General features: G+C 71.9%; 20 protein-coding genes. 9 read left to right on the top strand and 11 right to left on the bottom strand.

Features of this window, described 5'->3' with window-relative positions; all coding sequences use genetic code 11:
• Window positions 1–901: 901 nt before the first annotated feature.
• Window positions 902–3,808 carry a preprotein translocase subunit SecA gene (gene secA / locus ABZ321_RS12350; protein ID WP_344501606.1) on the bottom strand — a complete coding sequence of 969 codons (2,907 nt, stop codon included), beginning with the start codon at window positions 3,806–3,808 and terminating at the stop codon, window positions 902–904.
• Window positions 3,809–3,980: 172 nt separating this feature from the next.
• Here secA and ABZ321_RS12345 point away from each other — a divergent pair, with 172 nt between their 5' ends.
• From ABZ321_RS12345 to ABZ321_RS12335, 3 genes are read left to right on the top strand one after another with little or no spacing between them, the layout of a single operon-like run.
• Window positions 3,981–5,129, top strand: a complete 1,149-nt coding sequence (locus ABZ321_RS12345; RefSeq protein ID WP_354890932.1) for a GNAT family N-acetyltransferase — start codon at window positions 3,981–3,983, stop codon at window positions 5,127–5,129.
• Window positions 5,126–6,178 (top strand): GNAT family N-acetyltransferase, encoded by a 1,053-nt coding sequence (locus ABZ321_RS12340; RefSeq protein ID WP_354890931.1) that lies wholly within the window; start codon window positions 5,126–5,128, stop codon window positions 6,176–6,178. The genes ABZ321_RS12345 and ABZ321_RS12340 overlap by 4 nt, the downstream gene beginning before the upstream one ends.
• A gap of 40 nt (window positions 6,179–6,218) precedes the next feature.
• On the top strand, window positions 6,219–7,304 hold the full coding sequence (locus tag ABZ321_RS12335) for a glycerophosphodiester phosphodiesterase (RefSeq protein ID WP_354890930.1): 1,086 nt from the start codon (window positions 6,219–6,221) through the stop codon (window positions 7,302–7,304).
• A 48-nt stretch (window positions 7,305–7,352) separates the two neighbouring features.
• Here the strand turns inward: ABZ321_RS12335 and raiA are convergent, their stop codons facing one another.
• From raiA to mtrA, 5 genes are all read right to left on the bottom strand, one after another.
• Entirely contained in the window at window positions 7,353–7,976 is a 624-nt protein-coding gene (gene raiA, locus ABZ321_RS12330; RefSeq protein WP_344501610.1) for a ribosome-associated translation inhibitor RaiA, read from the bottom strand.
• Window positions 7,977–8,305: 329 nt separating this feature from the next.
• Window positions 8,306–8,980 carry a phosphoribosyltransferase family protein gene (locus ABZ321_RS12325; protein ID WP_354890929.1) on the bottom strand — a complete coding sequence of 225 codons (675 nt, stop codon included), beginning with the start codon at window positions 8,978–8,980 and terminating at the stop codon, window positions 8,306–8,308.
• 8 nt (window positions 8,981–8,988) lie between these two features.
• On the bottom strand, window positions 8,989–10,857 hold the full coding sequence (locus tag ABZ321_RS12320) for an LpqB family beta-propeller domain-containing protein (protein WP_354890928.1): 1,869 nt from the start codon (window positions 10,855–10,857) through the stop codon (window positions 8,989–8,991).
• Window positions 10,857–12,467: an MtrAB system histidine kinase MtrB gene (gene mtrB / locus ABZ321_RS12315; protein ID WP_344501905.1), complete on the bottom strand. Its 1,611-nt coding sequence runs from the start codon at window positions 12,465–12,467 to the stop codon at window positions 10,857–10,859. Before mtrB ends, ABZ321_RS12320 begins: the two co-directional genes overlap by 1 nt.
• A 74-nt stretch (window positions 12,468–12,541) precedes the next feature.
• Window positions 12,542–13,231 carry an MtrAB system response regulator MtrA gene (mtrA, locus tag ABZ321_RS12310; protein ID WP_033364613.1) on the bottom strand — a complete coding sequence of 230 codons (690 nt, stop codon included), beginning with the start codon at window positions 13,229–13,231 and terminating at the stop codon, window positions 12,542–12,544.
• Window positions 13,232–13,351: 120 nt separating this feature from the next.
• On the opposite strand from mtrA, the gene ABZ321_RS12305 reads away from it, so the two are divergent.
• The 5 genes from ABZ321_RS12305 to ABZ321_RS12285 all read left to right on the top strand — a co-directional run bounded on the left by ABZ321_RS12305 (window position 13,352) and on the right by ABZ321_RS12285 (window position 18,567).
• The gene (locus ABZ321_RS12305) at window positions 13,352–14,200 is read left to right on the top strand and encodes a hypothetical protein (protein ID WP_344501613.1); all 849 of its coding nucleotides are present in this window, start codon (window positions 13,352–13,354) and stop codon (window positions 14,198–14,200) included.
• Window positions 14,197–14,757, top strand: a complete 561-nt coding sequence (locus ABZ321_RS12300; RefSeq protein ID WP_354890927.1) for a DUF4129 domain-containing protein — start codon at window positions 14,197–14,199, stop codon at window positions 14,755–14,757. Before ABZ321_RS12305 ends, ABZ321_RS12300 begins: the two co-directional genes overlap by 4 nt.
• Window positions 14,754–16,097, top strand: coding sequence for a DUF4350 domain-containing protein (locus ABZ321_RS12295; protein ID WP_354890926.1), 1,344 nt, complete (start codon window positions 14,754–14,756; stop codon window positions 16,095–16,097). The genes ABZ321_RS12300 and ABZ321_RS12295 overlap by 4 nt, the downstream gene beginning before the upstream one ends.
• A gap of 44 nt (window positions 16,098–16,141) precedes the next feature.
• Window positions 16,142–17,110, top strand: coding sequence for a MoxR family ATPase (locus tag ABZ321_RS12290; protein ID WP_354890946.1), 969 nt, complete (start codon window positions 16,142–16,144; stop codon window positions 17,108–17,110).
• 110 nt (window positions 17,111–17,220) lie between these two features.
• Window positions 17,221–18,567 (top strand): DUF58 domain-containing protein, encoded by a 1,347-nt coding sequence (locus ABZ321_RS12285; RefSeq protein WP_354890925.1) that lies wholly within the window; start codon window positions 17,221–17,223, stop codon window positions 18,565–18,567.
• Here the strand turns inward: ABZ321_RS12285 and ABZ321_RS12280 are convergent.
• The gene (locus ABZ321_RS12280) at window positions 18,564–19,559 is read right to left on the bottom strand and encodes a stage II sporulation protein M (RefSeq protein ID WP_354890924.1); all 996 of its coding nucleotides are present in this window, start codon (window positions 19,557–19,559) and stop codon (window positions 18,564–18,566) included. The two genes, ABZ321_RS12285 and ABZ321_RS12280, sit on opposite strands and share 4 nt — an antisense overlap.
• Window positions 19,560–19,658: 99 nt before the next feature.
• Between ABZ321_RS12280 and ABZ321_RS12275 the strand changes: the two genes are divergently transcribed.
• The gene (locus tag ABZ321_RS12275; protein WP_354890923.1) at window positions 19,659–20,585 is read left to right on the top strand and encodes an RDD family protein; all 927 of its coding nucleotides are present in this window, start codon (window positions 19,659–19,661) and stop codon (window positions 20,583–20,585) included.
• 797 nt (window positions 20,586–21,382) lie between these two features.
• On the opposite strand, the gene ABZ321_RS12270 is transcribed toward ABZ321_RS12275, so the two are convergent.
• The 4 genes from ABZ321_RS12270 to ABZ321_RS12255 are packed head-to-tail and all read right to left on the bottom strand — an operon-like array spanning window position 21,383 to window position 25,428.
• Entirely contained in the window at window positions 21,383–22,423 is a 1,041-nt protein-coding gene (locus tag ABZ321_RS12270; protein WP_354890922.1) for an oligopeptide/dipeptide ABC transporter ATP-binding protein, read from the bottom strand.
• Entirely contained in the window at window positions 22,420–23,541 is a 1,122-nt protein-coding gene (locus ABZ321_RS12265) for an ABC transporter ATP-binding protein (protein WP_354890921.1), read from the bottom strand. Before ABZ321_RS12265 ends, ABZ321_RS12270 begins: the two co-directional genes overlap by 4 nt.
• Window positions 23,538–24,449, bottom strand: a complete 912-nt coding sequence (locus ABZ321_RS12260; RefSeq protein WP_344501621.1) for an ABC transporter permease — start codon at window positions 24,447–24,449, stop codon at window positions 23,538–23,540. The genes ABZ321_RS12265 and ABZ321_RS12260 overlap by 4 nt, the downstream gene beginning before the upstream one ends.
• Window positions 24,442–25,428 (bottom strand): ABC transporter permease, encoded by a 987-nt coding sequence (locus tag ABZ321_RS12255; RefSeq protein WP_344501622.1) that lies wholly within the window; start codon window positions 25,426–25,428, stop codon window positions 24,442–24,444. The genes ABZ321_RS12260 and ABZ321_RS12255 overlap by 8 nt, the downstream gene beginning before the upstream one ends.
• Window positions 25,429–25,487: the final 59 nt, after the last annotated feature.

Below are 25,487 nucleotides of genomic sequence, written 5' to 3'. Positions count from 1 at the left end.
CCCCGGTGCGCCCGCTGGAGGGGCGGCGGGCGCACTGGGACTCCATCCACCCCTCAACCCCAAGCCCCGGGTGCACCAAGCCTGAGCGACGGCAGGCACCCCGGGCACTCCACCCACCCGCCCAACTCCAGATCCCCCGGCGCCCGTCTTGAACAGCGGCCGGGCGCACCGGACTCCACCCACCCAGGCCCCGGGCACCTGCCTTGAGCAACGGCGAGCACACCAGGGCTCCCCCCTCAACCCCAAGCTCCCAGCGCGCCATCTTGAGCAACAGGGGGCGCACCGGACTCTCCGCTCAACCCCATGCCCCGGCGCTCGCGGGAGGTCGGCGGGCGCACTGGGACTCCATCCACCCCTCAACGCAGTCCCTGGGTGCACCCCAACCCGAGCAGCGGCAGGCGCAACGGGGCACTCCACCCGCCCGCCAACTCCAGATCCCCGGCGCCCGCCTTGAACAGCGGCGGAGCGCACCGAACGACCTCGCCCGCAACCCGGCCGCCCGCGGGAGGGGCGCTGAGCGCGCTGGGACTCCACCCACCCTCAACCCCAAGCCCCGGGCGCACCCAACCTGAGCAGCGGCGGGCGCCCCGAGACTTCACCCGCCCGCCAATCCCAGATCCCCGGCGCCCGCCTTGAACAGCGGCGGGGTGCATCGGACTCCGCCCACCCGCCAATCCCAAGTCCTGGCGCGCCCATCTTGAGCAGCAGCGGAGCGCACCAGACGCCACTCATCCGCCCAACCCAAGTCCCCGCCTTGGGCGGCGGCAGGCGCACCTGGACTCCGCTCCCCTGTGCGCTCGTGAGGGGCGGTGGTTCAGGTGCGGACATGCGGACGCCCGCCGAGCTACGACACGAAGGCAGCAGCGCGGCGGGCGTCCGGTGGGGCTGGCAGGCGGCGCGGTCAGGCGCCGCCGGGGGCGCCGTGGCAGCGCTTGTACTTCTTGCCGGAGCCGCAGGGGCAGGGTGCGTTGCGGGAGGGTCCGTTGCCGGCGACCGCCTGGCCGGGGGAGGGCTTGCGGGCCGCCGACGGCGCGGCCGGGCCCGAGCGGCGCACGCCGGGAGACGGCGACGACGACGGGGCCGGGCGGGTGGTGCCGCTGCCCAGGCCGAGGGCGGGCGCCTCCTCCTGCTGCTCGATGTGCACGCCCGCCTCGCCGTCGATGGTCGGGGCGGAATACTGCAGCGCACGCGGCATGCGGTTGCCGCCGAGGCCCTTGGCGCGGATCTCGACGTGCGGCTCGGGCAGCGGGACGTTGGCGCCGGTCTCGGCGGCCGCGGCCACGTCCAGCACCGGGGCCGGAGCCTCCTCGACCTGGACCTCCAGGTTGAAGAGGAAGCCGACGGCCTCTTCCTTGATGCCTTCCTGCATCTGCTGGAACATGTCGAAGCCTTCGCGCTGGTACTCGACCACGGGGTCGCGCTGCGCGTAGGCCCGCAGGGTGATGCCTTCCTGCAGGTAGTCCATCTCGTAGAGGTGCTCACGCCACTTGCGGTCGATGACGTTGAGCAGGACCTGGCGCTCCAGCTCGCGGACGGCCTCGGCGCCGAGCTCCTCCTCGCGGCGGTCGTAGGCGGCGTGGGCGTCGTCGATGAGCTGGTTCTTGAGGAACTCGGGGTCCAGCGAGCCGCCGGCCTCCTCCTCCAGGTCCTCGATGGTGACGCCGACCGGGTAGAGCTGCTTGAGGTTCGTCCACAGCTGCTCGAGGTCCCAGTCCTCGGCCGTCTCGCCGAGGGAGGTGGCGGAGGTGACGTAGTCGCCGACGACACCGTCGATCATGTTGCGGACCTGCTCGCTGAGGTCCTCGCCGTCCAGGACGCGCTTGCGCTCGGCGTAGATGACCTTGCGCTGCTTGTTGAGGACCTCGTCGTACTTGAGGACGTTCTTGCGGATCTCGGCGTTCTGCGCCTCGATCTGGGTCTGCGCGCTCTTGATCTGGCGGGTGACCATCTTGGACTCGATGGGCACGTCCTCGGGGATGTTGAAGCGGTCCATGACCGCCTCGACGGCGCTGGCCCGGAAGCGGCGCATCAGCTCGTCCTGCAGGGACAGGTAGAAGCGGGACTCGCCGGGGTCGCCCTGACGGCCGGAGCGGCCGCGGAGCTGGTTGTCGATGCGGCGGGACTCGTGCCGCTCGGTGCCCAGGACGTAGAGGCCGCCGGCGTCGGTGACCTCGTCGGACTCGTCCTCGACCATCTTCTCCCAGCGTGGGAGGGCGTCCTCGAAGGCGGCCGAGTACTCGTCCGGGCCCTCCACCTCGTCGAGGCCGCGCTGGCGCAGCTCGGCGGCGGCGAGGTACTCGGCGTTGCCGCCGAGGAGGATGTCGGTGCCACGGCCGGCCATGTTGGTGGCGACGGTGACGGCGCCCTTGCGGCCGGCCTGCGCGATGATCTCGGCCTCTTTGGAGTGGAACTTCGCGTTGAGGACGGAGTGCGCGACGCCACGCTTGCGCAGCAGCTGCGACAGCAGCTCGGACTTCTCGACGGAGACGGTGCCGACGAGGATCGGCTGGCCGAGGGCGTGCCGCTCGACGATGTCGTCGACGACGGCGTTGTACTTCGCCTTCTCCGTCTTGTAGATCACGTCGGGGTGGTCGACGCGGACCATGGAGCGGTGGGTCGGGATGGAGATGACGCCGACGCCGTAGACCTTGTTGAACTCGGCGGCCTCGGTCTGGGCGGTGCCCGTCATGCCCGACAGCTTCGAGTACAGGCGGAAGAAGTTCTGCAGGGTGATCGACGCGAGCGTCTGGTTCTCCTGCTTGATCTCGACGCCCTCTTTGGCCTCGATCGCCTGGTGCATGCCCTCGTTGTAGCGGCGGCCGTGCAGGATGCGGCCGGTGAACTCGTCGACGATGAGGACCTCGCCGTCGTTGACGACGTAGTCCTTGTCCTTCTTGTAGAGCTCTTTGGCCTTGATGGCGTTGTTCAGGTAGCCGACCAGCGGGGTGTTGACCGACTCGTAGAGGTTGTCGATGCCGAGCTGGTCCTCGACCTTGCCGACGCCGCGCTCGGTGACGGAGATCGTGCGCTTGGACTCGTCGACCTCGTAGTCGCCGTCGCCGTCCTTGCCGCGCTTCAGGCGGCCGACGACGCGGGCGAACTCCTGATACCACCGGGCGGACTGCTCGGCCGGGCCGGCGATGATCAGCGGGGTGCGGGCCTCGTCGATCAGGATCGAGTCGACCTCGTCGACGATCGCGAAGTTGTGGCCGCGCTGCACGAGCTCGTCACGCGACCACGCCATGTTGTCGCGCAGGTAGTCGAAGCCGAACTCGTTGTTGGTGCCATACGTGATGTCGCAGTCATACGCGGCCCGGTGCGCCGACGACGGCTGGTTGGGCAGCACGGTGCCGACGGTCAGGCCGAGGAACCGGTGGACGCGGCCCATCCACTCGGCGTCGCGCTGGGCGAGGTAGTCGTTGGTCGTGATGACGTGCACGCCCTTGCCCGAGAGCGCGTTGAGATATGCGGGGAGCACGCAGGTGAGGGTCTTGCCCTCACCGGTCTTCATCTCGGCGATGTTGCCGTAGTGCAGGGCGGCGCCGCCCATGACCTGCACGTCGTAGTGTCGCTGACCGAGCACCCGGGAGGCGGCCTCGCGGGCGACCGCGAACGCCTCAGGCAGGATGTCGTCCAGCGTCTGACCGTCGGCGAGCCGCTCCTTGAACTGGTTCGTCATGTCGGCCAGCTCTTCGTCGGAGAGGTCGGTGTACTCCTCCTCCAGCGAGTTGACGGCATCTGCGACAGCCTTCAACCGCCGCACCTGGCGACCTTCGCCGGCGCGGAGGATCTTCTCGAAAATCGACACGGGTCAGCGCTCCCTTAAACGTCTGCGACCCATCGTAGGCGGCTTCTTGCCCGAACTGCCGCCCCCGCCCACCCACTCTACGGACACTGATGGACAAAGCTGTACAAATCGCTTCGATGTACCGAAGAAATATCCGCCGACAGCGGACACATTTGGGGCAGGATCGGCGGTCATGGAGCCGATCGAACTGACCACCGGCGACGGGCTCGTCCTGCGCGCCTGGCATGAGGACGACGCCGAGGACGTCTTCCTCGCCTGCCAGGATCCCCTGATTCAGCGCTGGACCATGGTGCCTGTGCCTTACCTGCGGGAACAGGCCGCCGCCTACGTGCGGGAGATGTCACGGGCCGCGTGGGTCACCGAGACGTCGGCGCCGCTCGGGGTGTTCGACGCCCGCACGGGTGAACTGCTCGCCTCCGCCGGCCTTGTCACCCTCGACCTGCGCAACCGGCAGGGCGAGCTCGGCACCTGGGTGGCGCCCTGGGCGCGCGGGCGGCGGGTCGCCGAGCGGGCCGGCCGGGCCGTCGCGCACTGGGCGTTCGAGGTGCTGGGGCTCACGAAGCTCGTCTGGCGCGCCGAGGTCGGCAACCACTCGTCGAAGCTCACCGCCGAGCGGATCGGCTTCACGTTCGACGGCGTGGTGCGGGCGCTGCTGCCGGCGAAGGAGGGCGGGTTCGTCGACGGCTGGCACGGGGTGATGCTGCCCGGCGAGGTCTGCGACACACCCCCGGCGTGGGTCGCTCCGGGCGGCCCGGGCGCGCTGCGCGCCCACACGTTCTGCACCCCGCCGGTCCGCCTGCCGGCCGGGCCGGGCACGCTGCGGCTGGCCCGCGACGGCGACCTGGACGACCTGGTGATGACGTTCCGCGACCCGGAGACCGTCCAGTGGACGTCGGTCCCCCTGGACTACGGCCCGGAGCATGCCATGGACTTCATCCACCACCGGTACCCGAACGGCTGGCTGCAGGGCACGGGGGTGGGGTTCGTGGTCGCGGACCCCGACGACCGGTTCGCCGGCACCATCGACCTGCGGATCAACCCGATGGACCCGGTCAGCGCGGAGCTGGGCTTCTCCTCCGCGCCGTGGATGCGGGGCAAGGGCTTCATGACCGAGGCGGCGCGCGCGATCTGCGGCTTCGGGTTCGACCGGCTCGGCCTGGGCCGGATCGTCTGGCGCGCGCACGTGGGCAACATCGGATCGAGGAGGGTGGCGGAGAAGGTGGGATTCGTGATCGAGGGCGTCCAGCGGGACAGCTGCGAGCAGCGCGGCACGCGGGTCGACGGCTGGGTGGCGACCCTGCTCAAGCGGGACCTGAAATGACCGTCGCGCTCAGGCCGTTCCGGGACGAGGACGCCGACGCGGTCGCCGAGGCGTGCGGCGACCCCGCCATCGCGCACTACCTGCCGTTCCTGCCCCAGCCGTACACCCGCGACGACGCCCTGGCGTTCTTCCGGCAGAAGCCCGGGGACCCGGCGATCGTCGACGCGGCGACGGACCGGGTGCTCGGCGCGATCGGGTCGACGCCACGCGGCACCGGCACCGTGGAGGTCGGCTACTGGGTCGCGCCGTGGGCCCGCCGGCAGGGGGTGGCGTCAGCGGCGCTGGAGCAGTTCAGCGCCGGGCTGTTCGCGCAGGGGCTGCAGCGGCTGTACCTGGTGACGGCGCTGACCAACGGCGCCAGCCAGCGGGTCGCCGTCGCCGGCGGGTACGTCCGGGAGGGCGTCGCCCGGGCCGCCTCGCAGGCCGCGGACGGCAGCTGGCAGGACATGGTCGTGTGGGCCAGGACCGCCGTCGACCCGCCCGGCCCCAGCGCCCGCGCCCTGCCGGACCTGCCCGGTGGCGTGCTGACCGACGGCGTCGTCGCGCTGCGCCCGATCGGCGAGGAGGACGGGCCCAGCACGTACCAGATGCGCAGCCGCCCGGACGTCAGCGGCAGGTCAGTCGTCGGCACCCCGATGGACCCGGCCGTCGTGACCCGTCAATGCGCCGAGTCGGTGTCGAAGTGGCTGGCCGGCCAGCGGGCGGAGATGACCATCCGGGACGCCGACGGCGGCACCTACCTCGGCGAGATCGCGTTGTTCTACTTCGAGCCGCTCCTGCGCGAGGCGATGATCGGCTACAGCCTCACCTCGGAGGCGCGCGGCAAGGGGTACGCCTCCCGCGCCGCCCGGCTGATCACCGCGTGGGGCTTCGAGATCGGGATGGCGAGGATGACCGCCGGCACCGCCCCGGACAACGTGGCGTCGCAGCGGGTCCTGGAGGCGGCCGGGTATCACCGCGAGGGCCTGCAGCGCAGCCGGCTGCCCGGCCCGGACGGCACCCGGATCGACAACATCCAGTTCGCCAAGCTGCGCCCGGCGGCAACCTAGGCGTCATGTGGCGTTGCCGTGTGCCCGAGACAGTCTGGGCATGCGTCGACGTGCAGTGATCTCCGGCATCTCGGTGGCCGCCGGGGCGGCGGTCCTTCCACAGGCCCTCGTCAGCCCCGCGGCCTCCGCCCACACCACGAAGCCGCGGCCGGCCCGGCCGCTCGTCATCGGGCACCGCGGGGCGAGCGGCCACCGGCCCGAGCACACCCTGGCGGCGTACCGCCTGGCGATCGCGATGGGCGCGGACTTCATCGAGCCCGACCTCGTGCCCACCAAGGACGGCCAGCTCGTCGCCCGCCACGAGAACGAGATCTCGGGGACCACCGACGTGGCGTCGAAGCCGCAGTTCGCGGGCCGGCGGACCACGAAGACCATCGACGGGGTCAGCGTCACCGGCTGGTTCACCGAGGACTTCACCCTCGCCGAGCTCAAGACGCTGCGCGCGGTCGAGCGGCTGCCCGCGGTCCGCCCGCACAACACGATCTACGACGGGCTCTTCGAGATCCCGACCCTGCAGGAGGTCATCGACCTCGCCCGCTCCGCCGGCGTGGGCATCTACCCGGAGACGAAGCACCCCACGTACTTCGCGTCCGCCGGGCTCGCGCTGGAGCCGCTGCTCGCCCGGATCCTCAAGCGCAACGGGCTGGCCGGCCGCAACGCGAACGTCTTCCTGCAGTCCTTCGAGCCGACCAGCATCAAGAAGCTGCGCGGCCTGGTGGACACGCCGTCGGTGGTGCTGCTCGACGCGGTCGGCTCGCCCTTCGACTTCCGCAGCAGCGGCGACCCGCGGACGTGGGCGGACCTCGCCAAGCCGGCCGGCCTGGACTGGCTCAAGACCTTCACCAACGGCGTAGGCGCGACGAAGAACCTGGTCATCGCGCGGGACCCGGCCGGCAACCTGCTGCAGCCGACGGCGCTGATCGGTGACGCCCACGCGCGCGGCCTGAAGGTGCACTCCTGGACGTTCCGCAACGAGAACCAGTTCCTGCCGCTCAACCTGCGCAAGGGCACCGACCCCAACGCGTGGGGCGACGTGATCGGCGAGATCAGGACCTTCCTGGCGGCCGGGCTCGACGGCGTCTTCGCCGACTACCCCGACACCGCGGTCCTGGCCCGCGACCTGTGAGCGGACGGCGGGCCGGTTCACACCGGCCCGCCGTTCGGCGGCAACGGCTCAGGTGCCGAGGCTCATGACCCCGTAGTCGTACGCCTTGCGGCGGTAGACGACGCTGGGCCGGCCCGACTCCTTGTCGTTGAAAAGGTAGAAGTCGTGGCCGAGCAGCTCCATGTGGAACAGCGCGTCGTCCACGGTCATCGGCTCGCCCGGGTGTTCCTTCTCCCGGACGATGTGCCACGGCTGGTCGTCCTGCTCGTCGATCAGGTCGAAGGACCCGGCCTCGACGTCGGCGAGTGTGGCGACGCTCGCGCGCTCAGGTTGTGTGAACGCCAGCGACGCGGTCGCCGCGGCGACGGAGACCGGCGCATGCCGCCCCCGGTGGACGCGCCGGCGGTCGGCGGCCCGGCTCAGCCTGCTGTCCAGCTTGGCGATGGCGGCGTCCAGCGCACTGTAGAAGTCGGCGGCGCAGGCCTCCGCCCGGATCACCGGCCCTCTGGAGACACACGTGATCTCCACGCGCTGACAGTGATCGGATTGGCGCGGATTGCGCTCGTGAAACAACTCGACGTCGACGCGGATGAGCTTGTGGTCGTATCGCTCGACCTTCTGCAGCTTGTCTGCGACGTGCTGCCGGTAATGGTCGGGCACCTCGACGTTGCGGCCCTTGACGACGATGTCCACTCCTGGCCTCCCCCACGGGTCTAGCTAAAGAAACGGGTTTGGGTTCGGTTGTTGTCCGGACTGCTCGGCCGGATCGCGCCTCCCCAGAGGCTGAGCCTTCGCGGCACGCGACCGAAACGGATGGGGCAGAGTCCTCCCTTCCGAACCGGCGCTTCGCGAACGCCGGCAAGGTCTTCGGTCAGGTCGTCTCTCGACGTTAAACCGAGGACAGCCGCTAGTCACCCCTGGTTCACAAGAACTCTCCGATCAACTTCTGAATCCCTCCTCGCGGATTACCCCGAGTGGCGCACGAAGTAACGTTCCGCTCAAACCGGGACGAAGGGCGTTAGCTACGCGGCACGCTGCGTAGCGGCCAGAACGGCCACGCGGTGGACCCGGACGCCCGCGGCGGCGAGCCGCGCCGTGGATGCGGCGAGGGTCGACCCGGTGGTGATGATGTCGTCGACGAGGATCACGGCACCGCCGGCCGGCCTGCCCCGTCCGCGCACCGCGAAGGCCTGCGCGGCCGCGCGGGCCCGCTCGGTGGCCGACAGCTCGGTGGAGTCCTCCCGCTTCGGCAGCGCCCGCAGGAGCCCTTCCACCCGCACCTCGGCGCCCCGCCGGCGCAGCGTCGCGGCCGCGGCGACCGCGAGCCGGTCGACGTGGTCGCCGAAGCGCCGCCTGGCCGCCGCGCTCGTGGCCGGCACCGGCACCAGCGTCACCGGCCCGGCACCGGCCGGCACGGACGCGGCGACGACCCTGGCGAGCAGCCCGCCGAGCACCGGCGCCAGCTCGTGACGGTTGCGCTCCTTGTACTGGATGAGCATCCGCCGCACGGAGCCGGCATACGCGGCGAGGGCGAAGACCGGCGGCAGCCCCGGCGGCTCGGGCACCGGCCGCGTGCGCCCCGGCCGGACGGCGGCGAGCGCCGCGCGGCACGGCTCGCACAGCGGCCCGGTCGCCGGCTCGTCGCATCCGGCGCAGGTGGCCGGCAGCACGAGGTCCAGCAGGTCGGCGAGCAGCATGACGCCCGTCAGTCCGCGTAGAACGGCGACTTGGCCACCAGCTTCGCCGGTGGGGAGGTCGACGGGCCGGGCGCCGCCCCGGGAAGCACGTCCTGCTTGAGCTCGTCGACGGAGCTGCCGAACACCCCGCGGCCCTGCTGCCCCCCGTCCTGGAACACGACGGACACCGCCTGCTCCGACTGCCTGCTGGTCGGGTCGTTGGTGCGCGCCGACAGCTCGGTGACCAGGACGGCGGGCGGGCTCGGGTTCAGCGGCAAGGGCCGCTCGCCGGTGCCGTCGATGCTGGTCCACACCATCGAGTAGGTGCCGGCCGCCCTGTCGTTGAGCGGGTTCGGCCCGCCGCCGATCGCGAGCGTGGTCTCGGTGATCCAGCCGACGGCCTTGTTGCTGCTGAGCGTGTTGGGGACCGGGTGCCGCTCGCCGAGCGTCAGGTTGCCGTTCTCGAACCGCAGCGCCGCGATCATGGCCTTGCCGCCCACGATCAGGGCGATCCGCCGGCCGTCGGGCGACACCGAGAAGGCCGAGACATTGGTCAGGCTCTCCCCGTTGGGACCGGGCACGACCACGGCCTGCGGCGGCTCGCCGCCGCTCCCCGGCGGCGTGACCGCCCACAGCTTGGCGCCGTCGGTGACCAGGAACCGCTGCGCCGGACGGTTGATCCACACCGGCCGGCTCAGGTTGGCGCCCATCTCGGAGGCGAGGACCTCGACGTACTTGGGCTCGCCCGTGCCGGAGTTGACGAAGAGCTGCTGCTTCGCGCCCACCTTGCGGACCAGCGCCGCCCTCGTGCGCGCCCGGTTGATCGTCGCCGACAAGACCGCCTTGTTCCACTCGCTCGGGCCGAACAGCGACGGGGGGTCGCGGGTGACGGTGAGCTGGCGGACCGACTCGTTGACGACGGCGAACTTCTCCAGGTCGGGCTCGTCCTGCACGGCGGCGTTGTCGTTGAGGTAGCCGTCGGAGACGTTCGTGGTGTCCTTGGCGTTCTCGAAGGAGAGCAGGACGACGGGGTGCCCGGGGAGCGACCACCGGATCTGGCTCGCCAGCCTGCGCAGGTCGTCGGCGCTCTTGCCGGCCGCCTTCGCGCTGAGGTTCACGTCCACGCTCTGGTCGTCCTTGAGCGTCGGGCTGCCCTTCGTCTCGATGTCGGACGGCCTGTCGACGACCGAGCTGAGCCACGACGACGGCCCGTCGACGAGCCACTGCACGACCTCGTTGACCTTCTTCGACGCCGGCAGCACGTTGGGCATGTAGCGCAGGTCGGGCACCAGCTTCGGCGCCTCGACGTCCTTCTCCCAGAAGTAGATGGGCTGGCGGGTGTACGACGACGCCAGCCCTTCGGTGCTCAGCAGCATGAACGGGGGCACCTTGGACAGCAGCAGCTGGCCGCCGACCTGCTCGCCCTCGAAGTCGAAGTTGAGGCCGCGCTCCCAGGTGGGGTCGTTCTGCCCGGCGACGAGCCGGCCCTTGGGGTCGAGCTGGCCGACGCGCTCGAAGTGCGCCTTGACCACGATCCGGCCCTTGTCGTCCGGCGGCGAGGGTGTCAGGGTCGCATCGACCACGACCAGCTGCGCCGGCGGGCGCCAACCGGCCGCGGTCTCCTTGGTCATGAAGGTCTTCATGCGGGTCTGGGTCTCCGACCCCGCGTCAGACGGATCGGCGCTGGTGATGTTGCCGCCGACCGATGTCTTCAGGAAGCTGTTGACCAGTGCGATCAGGCTCGTGATGCCGTCGGGCTTGAGCGGCTCCTCCGCCCGGTCCTGGGCGCGGCTCGGCTCGGCGGCCGGGCCGGCGTACCTCGGCTCGGTGCTGTCGGGCAGCCCGCAGCCGCCGAGCGCCAGCGCGAGCACGGCCAGCCCCGCCGCGAAGCGGCGCATCACGGCGTCTCGCCGATCAGGGCGGCCTCGTCGGCGCGGGCGTCGTCGGGCACCAGTCGCAGCGGCGAGGAGACGAGGCGGTCGCCGGAGCGCACCGGCAGCGTCAGGCGGAACTGGGCGCCCTTGCCGGGCGCGCCCCAGGCCTCCAGCCAGCCGCCGTGCAGCCGGGCGTCCTCCAGGCTGATCGACAGGCCGAGGCCGGTGCCGCCGGTCTGCCGCGCCCGGGACGGGTCGGCCCGCCAGAAGCGGTTGAACACGAGCTTCTCCTCGCCGGTCTTCAGCCCGACCCCGTGGTCGCGCACGGTCACCGCCACCGCCGCCTCGTCGATGGCCAAGGTCACCACGACCGGCTTGCCCTCGCCGTGCTCGATGGCGTTGCCCAGCAGGTTGCGCAGGACGCGCTCGACGCGCCGCGGGTCGACCTCGGCGATCGCGCCATCCTCCGGCGCCTCCACCCGCAACGGTACTTTGCACCGCTCGGCGAGCGCCTCGAGCCGCTCCGCGACCCGGTGCACGATCGGCGCGAGGTCGGTCGGCTCGGCGTCCAGCGCGGCGAACCCGGCGTCGAAGCGGCTGATCTCCAGCAGGTCGGTGAGCAGGTCCTCGAACCGGTCCAGCTCGGCCTGCAGCAGCTCCGCGCTGCGCGCGGCGGCCGGGTCGAAGTCGTCGCGGGAGGCGAAGAGCAGGTCCGCGGCCATCCGCACGGTGGTCAGCGGGGTGCGCAGCTCGTGCGACACGTCGGACGTGAAGCGCCGCTGGAGGCGCGACATCTCCTCCAGCCGCACGATCTGCCGCTGGAGGTTGGCCGCCATCTGGTTGAACGCGGCGGCCAGCCGGGCCAGGTCGTCCTCGCCCTTGACCTGCATGCGCTGGTCGAGCAGGCCGGCGGAGAGCCGCTGGGCGGTGCGGGCCGCGACCCGGACGGGCTTCACCACGAGCCGGGTCATGGTCGCCGCGATCAGGGCGAGCAGCGCCACGAGCGCCACGCCGGTCGCCGTGACCACCAGCGCGACGAACTCGACCAGGTCGTTCTCGGCCTTCAGCGGCAGCAGGTAGTACAGCTCCAGGGGCTGGCCGCCGGTGATGATCAGGGTGCCCACGACCAGGAACCGGGTCGGCCCCTGGCCGACGTCCAGGGTCGCGATCTGCTGGTAGGTGCCCGGGCGGCCGCCGACGACCGCCTCGCGGAGCTTGCGCATCGAGCCCTGCTGCAGCACCGCCGTCGCACCGTTGTCCGGCGCGGCGTGCCCCAGCGCCGTGCCCTGCCGCAGGATGACGACCTCGGCGCCGGGGATGTCCATGGAGCTGGCCAGGTCGATGGCCACGATGCGCATCTTCCCGGGCAGCCCCGGGTCGTCGGCCTGGGTGTAGCCCTCCAGGTCCCCGGCCGCCGCCCGGGCACCGCGCTGGATCTGCTCCTTGGACGTGTCGACCTTGGTGCGCAGCACGCCCTGGCTGATCAGCGACGCGACCGTGTAGCCGAACGCCGACACCAGGATCGCCGAGAGCAGCAGCGTGATGCCGACGACCCGGAACTGCAGCGACCGGCGCCACTGCCGGCGGGCCGCGGCGTAGAAGCGCCGCAGCCGGCGGCTCGCGGCGTGCGGGATCAGCCGTTTCGGCCGGAAGCGGCCGAAACGGCGGACCTGCACGACGATCGGGTCGATACGCACCACGGCAGACCTCAGCCTGTGCCGGCCTTGTAGCCCACGCCGCGCACCGTCAGGATGATCTCCGGCTTCTCCGGGTCGGGCTCGATCTTGGCGCGCAGGCGCTGGACGTGGACGTTGACCAGGCGGGTGTCGGCGGCGTGCCGGTAGCCCCAGACCTGCTCGAGCAGCACCTCGCGGGTGAACACCTGGCGCGGCTTGCGGGCCAGGGCCACCAGCAGGTCGAACTCGAGCGGCGTCAGCTTGACCTCCTCACCGTCGCGCATGACGGTGTGCGCCGGCACGTCGATGGTGATCTGGTTGCCGGGCGGGCCGATGGTCAGCAGCTCGGGGGCGACGTCCTCGCCGCGGCGCAGCCGGGCCCGCATGCGCGCGACCAGCTCCTTGGGCTTGAACGGCTTCATCACGTAGTCGTCGGCGCCCGACTCGAGCCCGAGCACCACGTCGACCGTGTCGCTCTTGGCGGTGAGCATCACGATCGGCACGCCGGACTCGGCGCGGATGGACCGACACACGTCGATGCCGCTCATGCCCGGCAGCATCAGGTCGAGCAGGACGATGTCGGGCCGACTGTCCCGGAACGCGCCGAGTGCACGCTCCCCGTCCGCGACGAAGGACGGGAGGAAGCCTTCGCTGCGCAGGACGATGCCGAGCATCTCGGCAAGGGCGGGGTCGTCGTCGACCACCAGGACGCGGGCTCTCATGCGGTCCAATATTTCACCTCGACGCCCGAAGATGGGAACCCGATGCCCGATCTTGGTCAGTTTCCGGCCATCTGGTCAGGGCGGGCCGCCGGGTTCGCGCCTGCCGACTACGGTGTCCGCGTGGACCAGCACAGCCCGGTGATCCCACTGCGTCCGCTCACCTTCGGTGAGCTGCTCGACGCGGGGGTGCTGCTGCTGCGCGCCAATGCCCGGTTGTTCCTGGTCGCCGCGTTCGTGCTGGCGGTGTGCGAGCAGGCCGTGCTGTTTCCGCTGCGCTCCGTCGCCGGGGCGGACGGCACGACGGACGTCTTCGACGCCGACACCGGGATCTGGTGGCTGGTCTTCTGCTGCGGCCTGACCACGGAGGGCATCGTGCTGGCGCTGCTGGGCGGGCTGACCGGGGCGGCCGCCGGGCCGGCCCTGCTCGGGACCCCCGCGCCGGCCCGCGAGCTGCTGCGCGTGTGGGGGCGGCGGGCGCCGGCGCTGATCGTCCTCGCCATCTCGGTCGGCCTGATCCTGCTGCCGAGCGCGGTCGTGGCGCTGCCGTGGTTCTACTTCTTCGGCGCGATCGGCCTGGCCGCGCCCGCGCTCGTGGTCGACCGGGTCGGGCCCGGGGCGGCGCTGGTGCGCTCCCTGAACCTGGCGCCGGTCGGGCTGCGCGGCGTGGCGATCCGGCTGGGCGGCTACGGCGGATGGGCCGCGATCCGGGTGGCGATCGGCCTGGGCACCGCCGCGCTGCTGGACACCGTGCTGCCGAGCGACGCGCTGGTCTACGAGATCGTGACGGTGGCGGTGTGGGTGCTGGCCAACACCGTCGTGTATGCCGCGCTCGCCAGCGTCGACGCCGTCCTGTACCTGGAGAGCCGGATGCGGGTCGAGGGGCTCGACGTCGCGGTCGGCCGCTCCCGCCGGCTCGGCCGCCCCGTCGACCTGGCCCAGGCCGCCCTCTCCGGTGCGGTGCAGCGATGACCCGCGGCTGGGCCGAGTTCCTCGAGCGGCTGTCCGCGGCGATCGGGCTGCCGCTGCTGGTCTTCCTCCTGCTGCTGCTGTCGGTCGTCGGCGGCGTCCTGTACTACTTCTTCCCGCGCTGGGTCCCGAAGCGCTTCCCGCGCCTGCGCCGGAGGAAGCGGAAGAAGAAGGACGTCGAGGAGCCGGAGACGGCCGCGCCCGAGGAGGTCGAGGCCGAGGTCACCGAGCCGTCGAGCGGCGACACGCTGCCCGACCTGCCGGCCAAGGTGTTCCTGAGCCTCGCCGACCGGCTGGCCGCGGAGGGCCGCTACGCCGAGGCGGTCCGCGAGCGGCTCCGGGCGATCGTGCGGGGGCTCGCAGACAGGCCCGCCGTCGAGGTGCTGCCCGGCATGACCGTGACCGAGGTGGCCCACGCCGCCTCCGCCGTGGTGCCGGCCGCCGAGCCGGCGCTGCGCGGCGCGACCGGGATCTTCTCCGACATCTGGTACGGGCAGATCCCCGCCACCGAGGAGCACGACACCCTGATGCGGCGGTACGCGGCGGAGGTCGACGCATGAAGAAGGCGCGCTCCCGGCGGTGGCTGCGGGTCGTGGTCCCACCCGTCGCCGCCCTGCTGGTCGTGATCACCGGCCTGGTGCTGTACCAGTGGGAGCAGCCCGACGAGGACGACGCCGCCTACCTGTCGCCAGTCAGCACGGCGGCCATCGGCGCGAGCACCCTCGCCGACCGCGTCCGCGCGGCCGGGGTCACGATCGCCCGGGTCGGCAGCACCGCCGACGCGTTCCTGGCCAAGAACCGCGGCGACGTGACGATCCTGCTCACCACCCCGCAGTTCGTGCACCCCGAGTACCTGCGGCGGATGGCGCTGCTGCCGGGCTCGACCCGGGTCGTGCTCGTCGAGCCCAGCAAGCAGACCCTCCTGCGCGCGCAGATGCCGCTCACCACCGGCCGGCGGGCCCTCGCCGGATCGGTGAGCGCGCCGGGGTGCGACTACCGGCCCGCGGCCGACGCCGGCCCGGCGGGGATCCACCGGACCAGCTACGGCCCCGTCGACCCGGCCGCCGAGGAGGAGTTCGCCCGCTGCTACGACGACTCGCTCATCGTGTTCAGCCGGGGCTGGACCACCACGACGATCGCCGGCTCCGCGGACCCGTTCCGCAACGACCGCATCGGCGAGGCCGGCAACGCGAGGCTCGCCACCAGCCTGCTGACCACCAGGCCGCGGCTCGTCTGGGTCGACCTGCACCGGCACGAGTCGCCGCCGGAGCCGGTGCGGGACCCCGCCCCTCCCGTGCCGACGGCGACGCGGACCCCCAGCGCCGAGCCGACCGCCACGCCGACCCGCGACCAGGACCTGCCCAGCTCCGGCCCCAGCCGGTCCAGGGGCGCGCCGCCCAGCCCGGACCCCGGCGCGACGCAGGCCGGCAGCCGCGGCGAACCCGCCAACCCGCTGTGGGAGGCCTTCCCGGCGTGGGTCTACGTGGTCGCCGTGCTGCTCGTCGTCGCGCTCCTGCTGTACGCGCTGGCCAGGGCGCGCCGGATGGGCGGGCCGGTGGTGGAGCCGCTGCCGGTGGTCGTGCGCGCCGGCGAGACGGTCACCGGCCGGGGCAGGCTGTACCAGCGGGCCCGGGCGCGCGACGAATCGCTGCGGACGCTGCGGGCGGCCGCCGTGGCCCGGATGGCGCGGCTGCTGCGGCTGGAGCCCGGCACCGGCCGCGCGACGCTCGTGGCCGCGGTCGCCGCGCAGAGCGGCTGGCCCCCCGAGGTCGTCGACGACACGCTGTTCGGCCTGCCGCCCGCGGACGACGAGGCGCTGGTCGCCGCGGCCGTCCGGCTGGAGATGCTCACCGAGGCCGTGACCAACGAACAACCCCACGCAGAAGGAGCACGACGGTGACCGACACCGCTATCCCGCTGGCACAGCCGGCGCCAGAGCCGGCAGTGGGGCCGGTCGGGGACCCGCAGGAGGCCCGCGCCGCCCTCGGCCGGCTGCGCGCCGAGGTCGGCAAGGTCGTCGTCGGCCAGGACGCCGTCGTGTCCGGCATGGTGATCGCCCTGCTCGCCCGCGGGCACGTGCTGCTGGAGGGCGTGCCCGGCGTGGCGAAGACGCTGCTCGTGCGCACCATCGCCGCGGCGCTGGACCTGGACACCAAGCGGGTCCAGTTCACCCCCGACCTGATGCCCGGCGACGTCACCGGTTCGCTGATCTTCGACGCCCGCACCGCCGAGTTCGAGTTCCGGGAAGGGCCGGTCTTCACCAACCTGCTGCTCGCCGACGAGATCAACCGGACGCCGCCGAAGACCCAGGCGTCGCTGCTGGAGGTCATGGAGGAGCGGCAGGTGTCGGTGGAGGGCCGGGCCCGCCCGCTGCCGGACCCGTTCCTGGTCGCCGCGACACAGAACCCGATCGAGTACGAGGGCACCTACCCGCTGCCCGAGGCGCAGCTCGACCGGTTCCTGCTGAAGCTGACCGTGCCGCTGCCGACCCGCGACGAGGAGCTCGGCGTGCTGCGCGCGCACCACCACGGCTTCGACCCGCGCCGGCTGCGCGACGCCGGGGTGACCGCCGTCGCGACCGCGGCCGACCTCGCCGCCGGGCGTGCCGCGGTGCAGCGGGTCGCGGTCGCCGACGGGGTCCTCGCGTATGTGGTCGACCTCTGCCGCGCGACCCGCGTGTCGCCGTCGCTGGAGCTCGGCGCCTCGCCGCGCGGCGCGACGGCGCTGCTCGCCGCGGCGAAGGCGTGGGCGTGGCTGACCGGCCGCGACTACGTCACCCCCGACGACGTGAAGGCCCTCGCCCGGCCGACGCTGCGGCACCGGGTGCGGCTGCGGGCCGAGGCGGAGCTGGAGGGCGTCACCGCCGACGCGGTGCTCGACTCGGTCCTCGCGACCGTGCCGGCCCCTCGATGAACGCGGTGTCCGCGTGACCGCCTGTCTTCGGTGCGGGAGTGGCTTCGTGACCGCCTGGCTTTGCGTGGGGGTGGCTTCGTGACCGCCTGGCTTTGCGTGGGGGTGGATTCGTGATCACGTGGCGGCCGGCCGCGCTCGTCGCCGCCGGCACGCTGCTGCTCGCCCTGGCCGGCATCGCCGCCGGGGACGCGGTCGGCGGCGGCTGGCTGTGGCTCGGCGCCGCGGTCCTGCTCGCCGGCGTCGCCGCCGCGTGCGCCGTGGACTACTTCGCCGCCGTGCCGCCGCGCGCGCTGGACCTGTCCCGGTCCGGGCACCAGTCGCTGTGGCTCGGCGACACCGGCAGCGTCGAGCTGACCATCCGCAACGGCGCCGACCGGCCGTTCGTGGGGCGCGTCCGCGACGCGTGGGTGCCGTCCGCCGGCGCGTTCCCCGCCGAGCAGGAGGTCCGGATCGAGCCGGGGCGGGCCGTGAAGCTGACGACGTCGCTGACCCCGACCCGCCGCGGCGACCGGCCCGCCGTCCGGGTGACCCTGCGCTCCCATGGGCCGTTGCGGCTCATGTACCGCCAGACGACGCGCCGGACCGCGGACGCCATGACCCCGTCGTGGCGGGTCCGGGTCTACCCGGCGTTCGCGTCCCGGCGGTTCCTGCCCGAGAAGGTCGCCAGGCTGCGGGTCCTGGACGGGTCCGTGGTGACCCGCGGGCGGGGTCAGGGCACCGAGTTCGACACCCTCCGCGAGTACGTCGTCGGCGACGACGTCCGCTCGATCGACTGGCGCGGCAGCGCCCGCCGCTCCGACGTGGTGGTCCGCACCTGGCGACCCGAGCGCGACCGGCGGCTCGTCTGCGTCCTGGACACCGGCCGGACGTCGGCGACCCGGATCGGCGACGAGCCCCGGCTCGACGCGGCGATGGACGCCGCGCTGCTGCTCGCCTCCGTCGCCGCCCGCGCCGACGACCGGGTCGACCTGCTCGCCGTCGACACCACGGTCCGCGCCTCGGTGACGAACGTCGACAAGAGCACGCTGCTGTGGCGCCTCGTCACCGCGATGGCCCCGCTCCAGCCGGCGCTCGTCGAGACCGACTTCGGCCTGGTCGCCGGCGAGGTGCTGCGGCGCGAACGGAAGCGGGCCCTCGTGGTGCTCTTCACCGCGCTGGAGCCGGGCGCGCTCGGCGACGGCCTGCTGCCGGTCCTGCCGCAGCTGGCCGCGAAGCACCGGGTCGTCGTCGCCGCGGTGCACGACCCGGAGCTGAGCCGCATGGCCCAGGTCCGGCCCGGCGCGACCCCGGCCGACGTCTACGCGGCCGCCGCCGCGCAGCGCACCCTCGCCGAGCGGGAGCGGGTCAGCGCCGCCCTGCGCCGCCACGGCGTGGAGGTGGTCGACGCCCCGGCCGACGTGTTCGCGTCCCGGGTCACCGACCACTACCTCGCCCTGAAGACCAGCGGCCGGCTCTAGGCCACCGGAACCGCGGCCTCGCTCAGTTCCTCCGGGAGGTCCGTCGACACGCCACGCAGTTCCGCGGCCCGGCCGAGGATCACGACGTACGCCAGGAACCCCAGCCACACGACGGCGCCGATCGCGTCCTTGACCAGCATCGGCAGCTCGGACGGCGTCAGGAAGCCCTCCAGGACGCCGCTGACCAGCAGCACCACCACGAGCCCGAGCGCGACCAGCATCCCCTCCCGGGCCGCCGCCACCAGCGCCCGGCCGCGGGTCCGCAGCGGGCCGGGCACGATCCACGCCCACCCGATCCGCAGCCCCGCCCCGGCGCCGACGAAGACGGCGGTCAGCTCCAGCAGGCCGTGCGGCATGATCAGGCCGAAGAACACGTCACCGCGCCCGTACGTGATCATCACGCCGCCGGTCAGCCCGATGTTCAACGCGTTGTTGAACAGCACGATCAGCACCGGTACGAGCAGCACGCCACCGGCGAGGCACTCCGCGGTCAGCACCGCGTTGTTGGTCCAGACGCGCAGCGTCGAGTTCTGCGCCTGGAACTCGCTGTAGTAGCCGACGAACTCGCTCTGGACCATCTTCGTGATCGTCGCGTCGTCCATGAACAGGTCGGCGACCTCGGGGTTGGCCACCACGTACGCCATGATCCCGAACGTGACCAGACTGAACACCGTCGCCACGGCCGACCACCACGGCCACGCCCGGTAGACCGCCAGCGGGAACGTCTCCGTGAAGAACCGCCCCACGGTCCGCCACGAGAACGCCGGCGCCCCCGTGATCGCGTTGCGGGCCGCCAGCACGAGGCGGGACAGGTGGGCGACGAGCGCCGGGTCGGGCGACCGGCTGCGCACGGCGGACAGGTGCGTCGCCGCCCGCTGGTAGAGCGCGACCAGCTCGTCGGCCTCGGCGGCACTCACCCGCCGCCGGCGCGCCAGCTCGTCCAGCCGCCGCCACTCGGCGGAGTGCTCGGCGACGTATGCGTCCAGATCCACGACGGCAGCGTAGACGGCGCCGGCACTCCCGGTGGTCCGGTCGCTCGGGGGTGCGCGCGGGGACGCACGGTGGTGCGGCCGTGTAGGACACTGTTGCGCATGCACATCGCTACGGCCCCCGAAAGTCCAGGAGACCGCCTGGTCAGCGGCGAGGCCGTGGAGCTGGACGTGCGGGTCGCCAGGATCGGCTCACGGGCCGTAGCGCTCATCATCGACGCCTTCGGCCAGGCCGTCCTGTTCATGCTCCTGTTCGTGGCGGCCTCGTTCCTGCGCCTCGTGACCGACGCCGCCGGCCTCTTCGACGACGGCCTCGGCCAGGCCATCTTCACCGTCATCCTGGTCGTCACGGCCCTGGGCTACCCGGCCTTCTTCGAGACCGTCCTGCGCGGCCGCACCCCCGGCAAGGCCGCCATGGGCCTGCGCGTGGTCCGCGACGACGGCGGCCCGGTCCGCTTCCGCCACGCCTTCACCCGGGCGCTGCTCGGCCTGGCCCTGGAGTGGCCCGGCCTTCTCCTGCCGGTCGTCACCTGGGTCGCCAGCCTCGGCACCATGCTCATCGGCCGCAGCGGCAAGCGCCTCGGCGACTGGGCCGCCGGCACGATCGTCATCCACGAGCGCACCCCGGCGAGCTGGGGCTGGGTCCCCGCCATGCCACCGCCGCTGCGCTCATGGGCGACCCGTCTGGACCTCACCGGCCTCGACGACAGCCTGGCCCTGGCCGTCCGCCACTTCCTGGCCCGCAACCGCGAGATCACCGAGCCCTCCCGCACCGCCCTCGGCCGCGCCCTGGCCCGCGAGGTCGCGCTCTGCACGACCCCACCCCCGCCCCGCAACGCCCCGGGCTGGGCATACCTGGCCGCCGTCATCGCCGAACGCAACCGCCGCGCCACCGCCCAGCTCGTCAAGGCCCGCGCCGCCTCGTCCAGCGTCTGGCCGGACCTCCACGCCGCCGCCGGCCCACACCTGGTCGGCCCGTTCGAGCCGGCCCCACCCCCGACCGCCCTCCGCCCCGCCGTCCCCCGCTGACCCATCCACCCATCGACCACAACCCCAACCACCCACCGCCCCTTCCACGCCCCCTTCAACCGACGACGCCGCACCACCGCACCCGCCGGCCGCACAGCCGCCACCCCCAACCCTGCGGACACCGCTCACCGCACCACACCGTCGCAGGACTCCCCACTTCTGTGGACGCCGCATCCGCACCCCGCCGCCACGGAGCTCCCACTTCTGTGGACGCCATGCCCCCACCCTGTGCACGCCGCCTCCGCATTCCACCGCCACGGGGCTCTCACATTCCGCACTCCACTCCCCGCGCTCCGGGGCCGGGTCGACCTCCCTCCGCCCCACACTGCCTGGGACTCCCCGAACTTCCGCTGTGTTCTTCGCTGCCGGCCTCCGCACTCCCGCCCTCACGCCTCCCCTCGCCCGTTGCTCTCCGCTCGCCCGTTGCCCACTTCGCTTGCACTCCTCGCACGCCCGCACTTGTCGCACGCCTGTTCTCCTCGCCCGCCCCCTTCGCTTGCCGGGCTCCTGCTCGTAGGCTTCTCACCGCCATCCCCCTCCACACAGACATTGATCAATGCCCAAGAATGCGGCAATTGCTCCATAGACGTTTCGCTATCAGCCCACAAAAAGATCTCTAAAATGAAGGTGGATCGCGCAACGTCTATTCCGAAATCAGGGCAATTCCGGGCATTGATCAATGTCTGTGCGAATAGAGGCACCGCGCGCTGCGGGACTCGAAACCGAGAACGAACGGCCCCGGCTGGAGCCTCGCGGGTGGGCGGGGTCCGGGCCGGGGCCGTGAGTGGAGCGAGTGCCTAGACCAGCTTGACGGCCTCGGCGTAGTGGCAGGCGCTGCGGTGGCCCTGGCCCCGGTCGGTGAGGGCCGGGACCTCGTCGGTGCAGAGCTTTCGTTCGGTGTCGGTGAGCTCGGTGGCGAACTTCGGGCACCGGGTGCGGAAGCGGCAGCCGCTCGGCGGGTTGACCGGGCTCGGCACGTCGCCGGTGAGGAGGATGCGCTTGCGGACGCGTTCCTTGCGCGGGTCGGGCAGCGGGATCGCCGAGATCAGCGCCTGGGTGTAGGGGTGCGACGCCCTCGTGAACAGCTCCTCGACCGTCGCCGTCTCCACGATCCGGCCGAGGTACATCACCGCGACGCGGTGGGCGATGTGCCTGACCACGGACAGGTCGTGGGAGACGAAGAGGTAGGACAGGCCCAGCTCGCTCTGCAGGTCCTCGAGCAGGTTGATGACGCCCGCCTGGATGGAGACGTCCAGCGCGGACACGGGCTCGTCCAGGACCAGGACCTTCGGGCGCAGCGCCAGTGCCCGGGCGATGCCGATGCGCTGGCGCTGGCCGCCGGAGAACTCGTGCGGGTAGCGGTTGCCGTGCTCGGCGTTGAGGCCGACCGTCGACATCAGCTCGCGGACCTTCGCCGGGCCGCCGTCGGAGAAAAGGCCGTGGATGCGCAGCGGCTCGGCGATGATCTCGAAGACGGTCATGCGCGGGTCGAGCGACGCGAACGGGTCCTGGAACACGATCTGCAGGTCGCGGCGCAACGGGCGCATCTGCGAGCGGGACAGCCCGGTGAGCTCCTTGCCCGCGTAGTGGATCTCTCCGCTGGTGGGGCGGATCAGGTTGAGCAGCAGGCGGGCCGTGGTCGACTTGCCGCAGCCGGACTCGCCGACCAGGCCCAGGGTCTCGGTGCCGCCGATCTCGAAGGAGACGTCGCAGACGGCGTGCACCTCGCCGACCCGCCGGCGCAGGATGCCGCGGGATCGGACCGGGAAGTGCTTGACCAGGTTCTTGGCGGAGATGACCGTGCCGGTGACGGCGGGTTTCGTGGTGTCGATGGTCATGAGGCGTCCTCGGGCGTGTCGGCGACCAGGTCCGTGTCGGCCACCGCGACCTCTTCGGTGTCGACGTCGACGGAGGTCACCGCGAACACGTCGGTGGCCTGGGTGTCGACGAGCTGGGTGCTGAAGTGGCAGGCCGCGGCGTGCTGGCCGTCGAGGTCGACCGGGAGGAGGTCGGGCTCGACCTCCTCGCAGATGTCCTGGGCCATCGGGCAGCGGGGCCGGAAGGGGCAGCCGGGCGGCAGGTTGAGCAGCGACGGCGGCGTCCCGACGATCGGCGTGAGCCGGGCGTCGCGGCCCTCGTCGACGCGGGGCAGGCTGCCCAGCAGGCCGAGGGCGTAGGGCATCCGCGGGCGGTAGAAGATGTCGTCGACGGTGCCCGACTCGACCAGCTTGCCGGCGTACATGACGCACACCCGGTCGGCGTGACCGGCGATGACGCCGAGGTCGTGGGTGATCAGCACGAGCGCGGCGCCGATCTCCGTGCGGGCCGCCTCGAGGGCCTCCAGGACCTGCGCCTGGACGGTGACGTCTAGTGCGGTGGTCGGCTCGTCGGCGATCATGACCTCGGGGTTGTTCGCCATCGCGATGGCGATGACGACCCGCTGGCGCATGCCGCCCGACATCTCGTGCGGGTAGTTGTTGACCCGCTGCTCCGGGTACGGGATGCCGACGACCTTCAGCAGCTCGACCGCCCGGTCCCAGGCCGACCGCTTGCTGACGTCGTGGTGCACGAGCACGGCCTCGGCGATCTGCTTGCCGATGGTGTAGACCGGGTTGAGCGAGGTCAGCGGGTCCTGGAAGATCATCGCCAGGTTCTTGCCGCGGATCTTGCTCATCTCGCGGTCGTTCTTGCCCAGCAGCTCCTCACCGCGGAAGCGGGCCGAGCCGGTGATCTTCGCGGAGCCGGGCAGCAGGCCCATGAGCGCGAGCGACGTGACCGACTTGCCGGAGCCCGACTCGCCGACGATGCCGAGCGTCTCGCCGCGCCGCAAGGTGTACGACACCCCACGGACCGCCTTGACGAGGCCGTCCTCGGTGGGGAACGAGACGCTGAGGTTGTCGACCTCCAGGACGGTGTCCGTCGCGGTTGGGCGGGTGTTCAGTTCGATGGAGGTCATCGGCGCACCAGTGTCTGTCGGGGGTCGAACGCGTCGCGCAGGCCGTCACCGATGAAGTTGACCGTCAGCGCGATGAGGATGATGAACAGGCCGGGGAAGTAGAACAGCCACGGCTGGTCCTGCACGGAGAGCTTGGCGTCGTTGATGAGCAGGCCCAGCGAGGTGTCGGGCCGTTGCACGCCGAAGCCGATGAAGGACAGCGCGGTCTCGGCGAGGATCGTGGTCGCGATCGTGACGGTCGCGGCGACGATGATCGAGCCGAGCGCGTTGGGCAGCAGGTGCCGCACGATGATGCGCAGGTCGCTGGCGCCCATCGCCTTGGCCGCCTCGACGAACTCCTGCTCGCGCAGCGACAGCACGACGCCGCGGACGACCCGGGAGATGCCGGCCCAGGCCAGGAACGACAGCACGAGGGCGAGGCCCCACCAGCTGGCGCCGCCCTGGAGGTTGACCGACAGGGTCACCGCGATCGCGATGCTGGGCAGCGTGAGCACCACGTCGGCGATGCGCATCAGCACGCCGTCGGCCCAGCTGCGGTAGAAGGCCGCGACGGCGCCCCACAGCGCGCCGAAGGTGGTGGCGATCAGCGCGACCAGCAGCGAGATCTTCAGCGACTGCTGGGTGCCGCGCATGCTCTGGCCGAGCAGGTCGTGGCCGGCCTGGTCGGTGCCGAGCGGGTACTCCGCGGACGGCGGCGAGAAGCTCGGGCCGTCGATGTACGCGTAGTCGTACTTCCACACCAGCGGCCCGACGAACGCGAACAGGACGATGAGCAGGAAGAGCACGAGGCTGCCGACGGCGAGCTTGTGGCGCAGGAAGCGGCGGAGCACCAGCTCGGCCTGGGAGCGCTGACGCGTGGTCAGGACGGGGGTCGCCTCGGGGGCCTGGGTGGCCAGTGAGCTACTCATAACGGATCCTCGGGTCCAGCACGGCGTAGAGGAGGTCGGCGACGATGTTGAAGAGGATCACGACGACGCCGGAGACGAGCAGCCAGCCGAGCAGTGAGTTGACGTCCCGCCGGGTGACGGATTCCAGCAGGTAGGTGCCCATGCCGGACCAGTTGAAGACGGTCTCGGTGATCACCGCGCCGCCGAAGATGCCGCCGATGTCGACGGCGGTGATGGTGGCGAGCGGGATCAGGGCGGTGCGCAGGGCGTGGCGGACCATGACCTGCCGGCGGAGCAGCCCCTTGGACCGGGCCAGCCGGACGTAGTCGCTGTTGAGGACCTCCAGCATCGCGCTGCGCTGATATCGGCTCCAGGCCGCGTACGTGATGAGCGTCAGCGAGATGGTGGGCAGGACCATGTGCCCCGCGATATCGGTGATCTTGCCCCACGTGTCGAACGAGTCATGGTTGTAGTCCTGATCGCCCAGCGTGTAGAAGACCTGTGAGCCGGTGCTCTGGTTGTACGCGACGCCGGCCTCCTTGAGCAGCAGCGCGAGCCAGAACGACGGGATCGACAGCGCGAGGAAGCCGCCGAAGGTGAAGCCGTAGTCGACCTTGCTGTACTGCTTGACCGCGCTCAGCACGCCGGAGACGACGGCGAGCAGGACGGCCAGCAGCATGGCGACGAAGACCAGCCGGAGCGTGACCCACAGCCGGTCGCCGAGCTGGTCGCCGATGTTCAGGGTCTTCTCGGTGGACTGGCCGAAGTCGCCGTGCAGGATGAGGTTGCCCAGCCAGTTGAAGTACCGCTCGTGGAGCGGCTTGTCGAGGCCGAGCCGGTGGGCCTCCAGCTGTCTGGTCTCGAGCGGGACCGGTGGGTTCCGCGCTTCCATGTCGTCAATGGGGTTGCCCGACAGTGAGGCGATGACGAACACGAATATCGAGGCGGCGATGAGCACCGGAATTCCGATCAGGAGCCGGCGCACCGCATAGGCGATCATGAGTTTCCTCCGCTTATTGGCAGGTGCGGGAGGACCCCGGACGCACGCGGCGTCCGGGG

This window comes from Dactylosporangium sp. NPDC006015 (assembly GCF_040614215.1).
GTDB classification, from domain to species: Bacteria; Actinomycetota; Actinomycetes; order Mycobacteriales; family Micromonosporaceae; genus Dactylosporangium; species Dactylosporangium maewongense.
This window is presented reverse-complemented; position numbering and strand designations above follow the sequence as displayed.

Coding starts and splice junctions, on each gene's coding strand:
- ABZ321_RS12270 (WP_354890922.1), bottom strand. CDS start 22,423: ATGACCATCGACACCACGAAACCCGCCGTCACCGGCACGGTCATCTCC.
- ABZ321_RS12335 (WP_354890930.1), top strand. CDS start 6,219: ATGCGTCGACGTGCAGTGATCTCCGGCATCTCGGTGGCCGCCGGGGCG.
- ABZ321_RS12275 (WP_354890923.1), top strand. CDS start 19,659: ATGCACATCGCTACGGCCCCCGAAAGTCCAGGAGACCGCCTGGTCAGC.
- ABZ321_RS12345 (WP_354890932.1), top strand. CDS start 3,981: ATGGAGCCGATCGAACTGACCACCGGCGACGGGCTCGTCCTGCGCGCC.
- ABZ321_RS12255 (WP_344501622.1), bottom strand. CDS start 25,428: ATGATCGCCTATGCGGTGCGCCGGCTCCTGATCGGAATTCCGGTGCTC.
- ABZ321_RS12300 (WP_354890927.1), top strand. CDS start 14,197: ATGACCCGCGGCTGGGCCGAGTTCCTCGAGCGGCTGTCCGCGGCGATC.
- ABZ321_RS12295 (WP_354890926.1), top strand. CDS start 14,754: ATGAAGAAGGCGCGCTCCCGGCGGTGGCTGCGGGTCGTGGTCCCACCC.
- ABZ321_RS12320 (WP_354890928.1), bottom strand. CDS start 10,857: ATGCGCCGCTTCGCGGCGGGGCTGGCCGTGCTCGCGCTGGCGCTCGGC.
- mtrA (WP_033364613.1), bottom strand. CDS start 13,231: ATGAGAGCCCGCGTCCTGGTGGTCGACGACGACCCCGCCCTTGCCGAG.
- ABZ321_RS12260 (WP_344501621.1), bottom strand. CDS start 24,449: ATGAGTAGCTCACTGGCCACCCAGGCCCCCGAGGCGACCCCCGTCCTG.
- ABZ321_RS12340 (WP_354890931.1), top strand. CDS start 5,126: ATGACCGTCGCGCTCAGGCCGTTCCGGGACGAGGACGCCGACGCGGTC.
- ABZ321_RS12325 (WP_354890929.1), bottom strand. CDS start 8,980: ATGCTGCTCGCCGACCTGCTGGACCTCGTGCTGCCGGCCACCTGCGCC.
- ABZ321_RS12265 (WP_354890921.1), bottom strand. CDS start 23,541: ATGACCTCCATCGAACTGAACACCCGCCCAACCGCGACGGACACCGTC.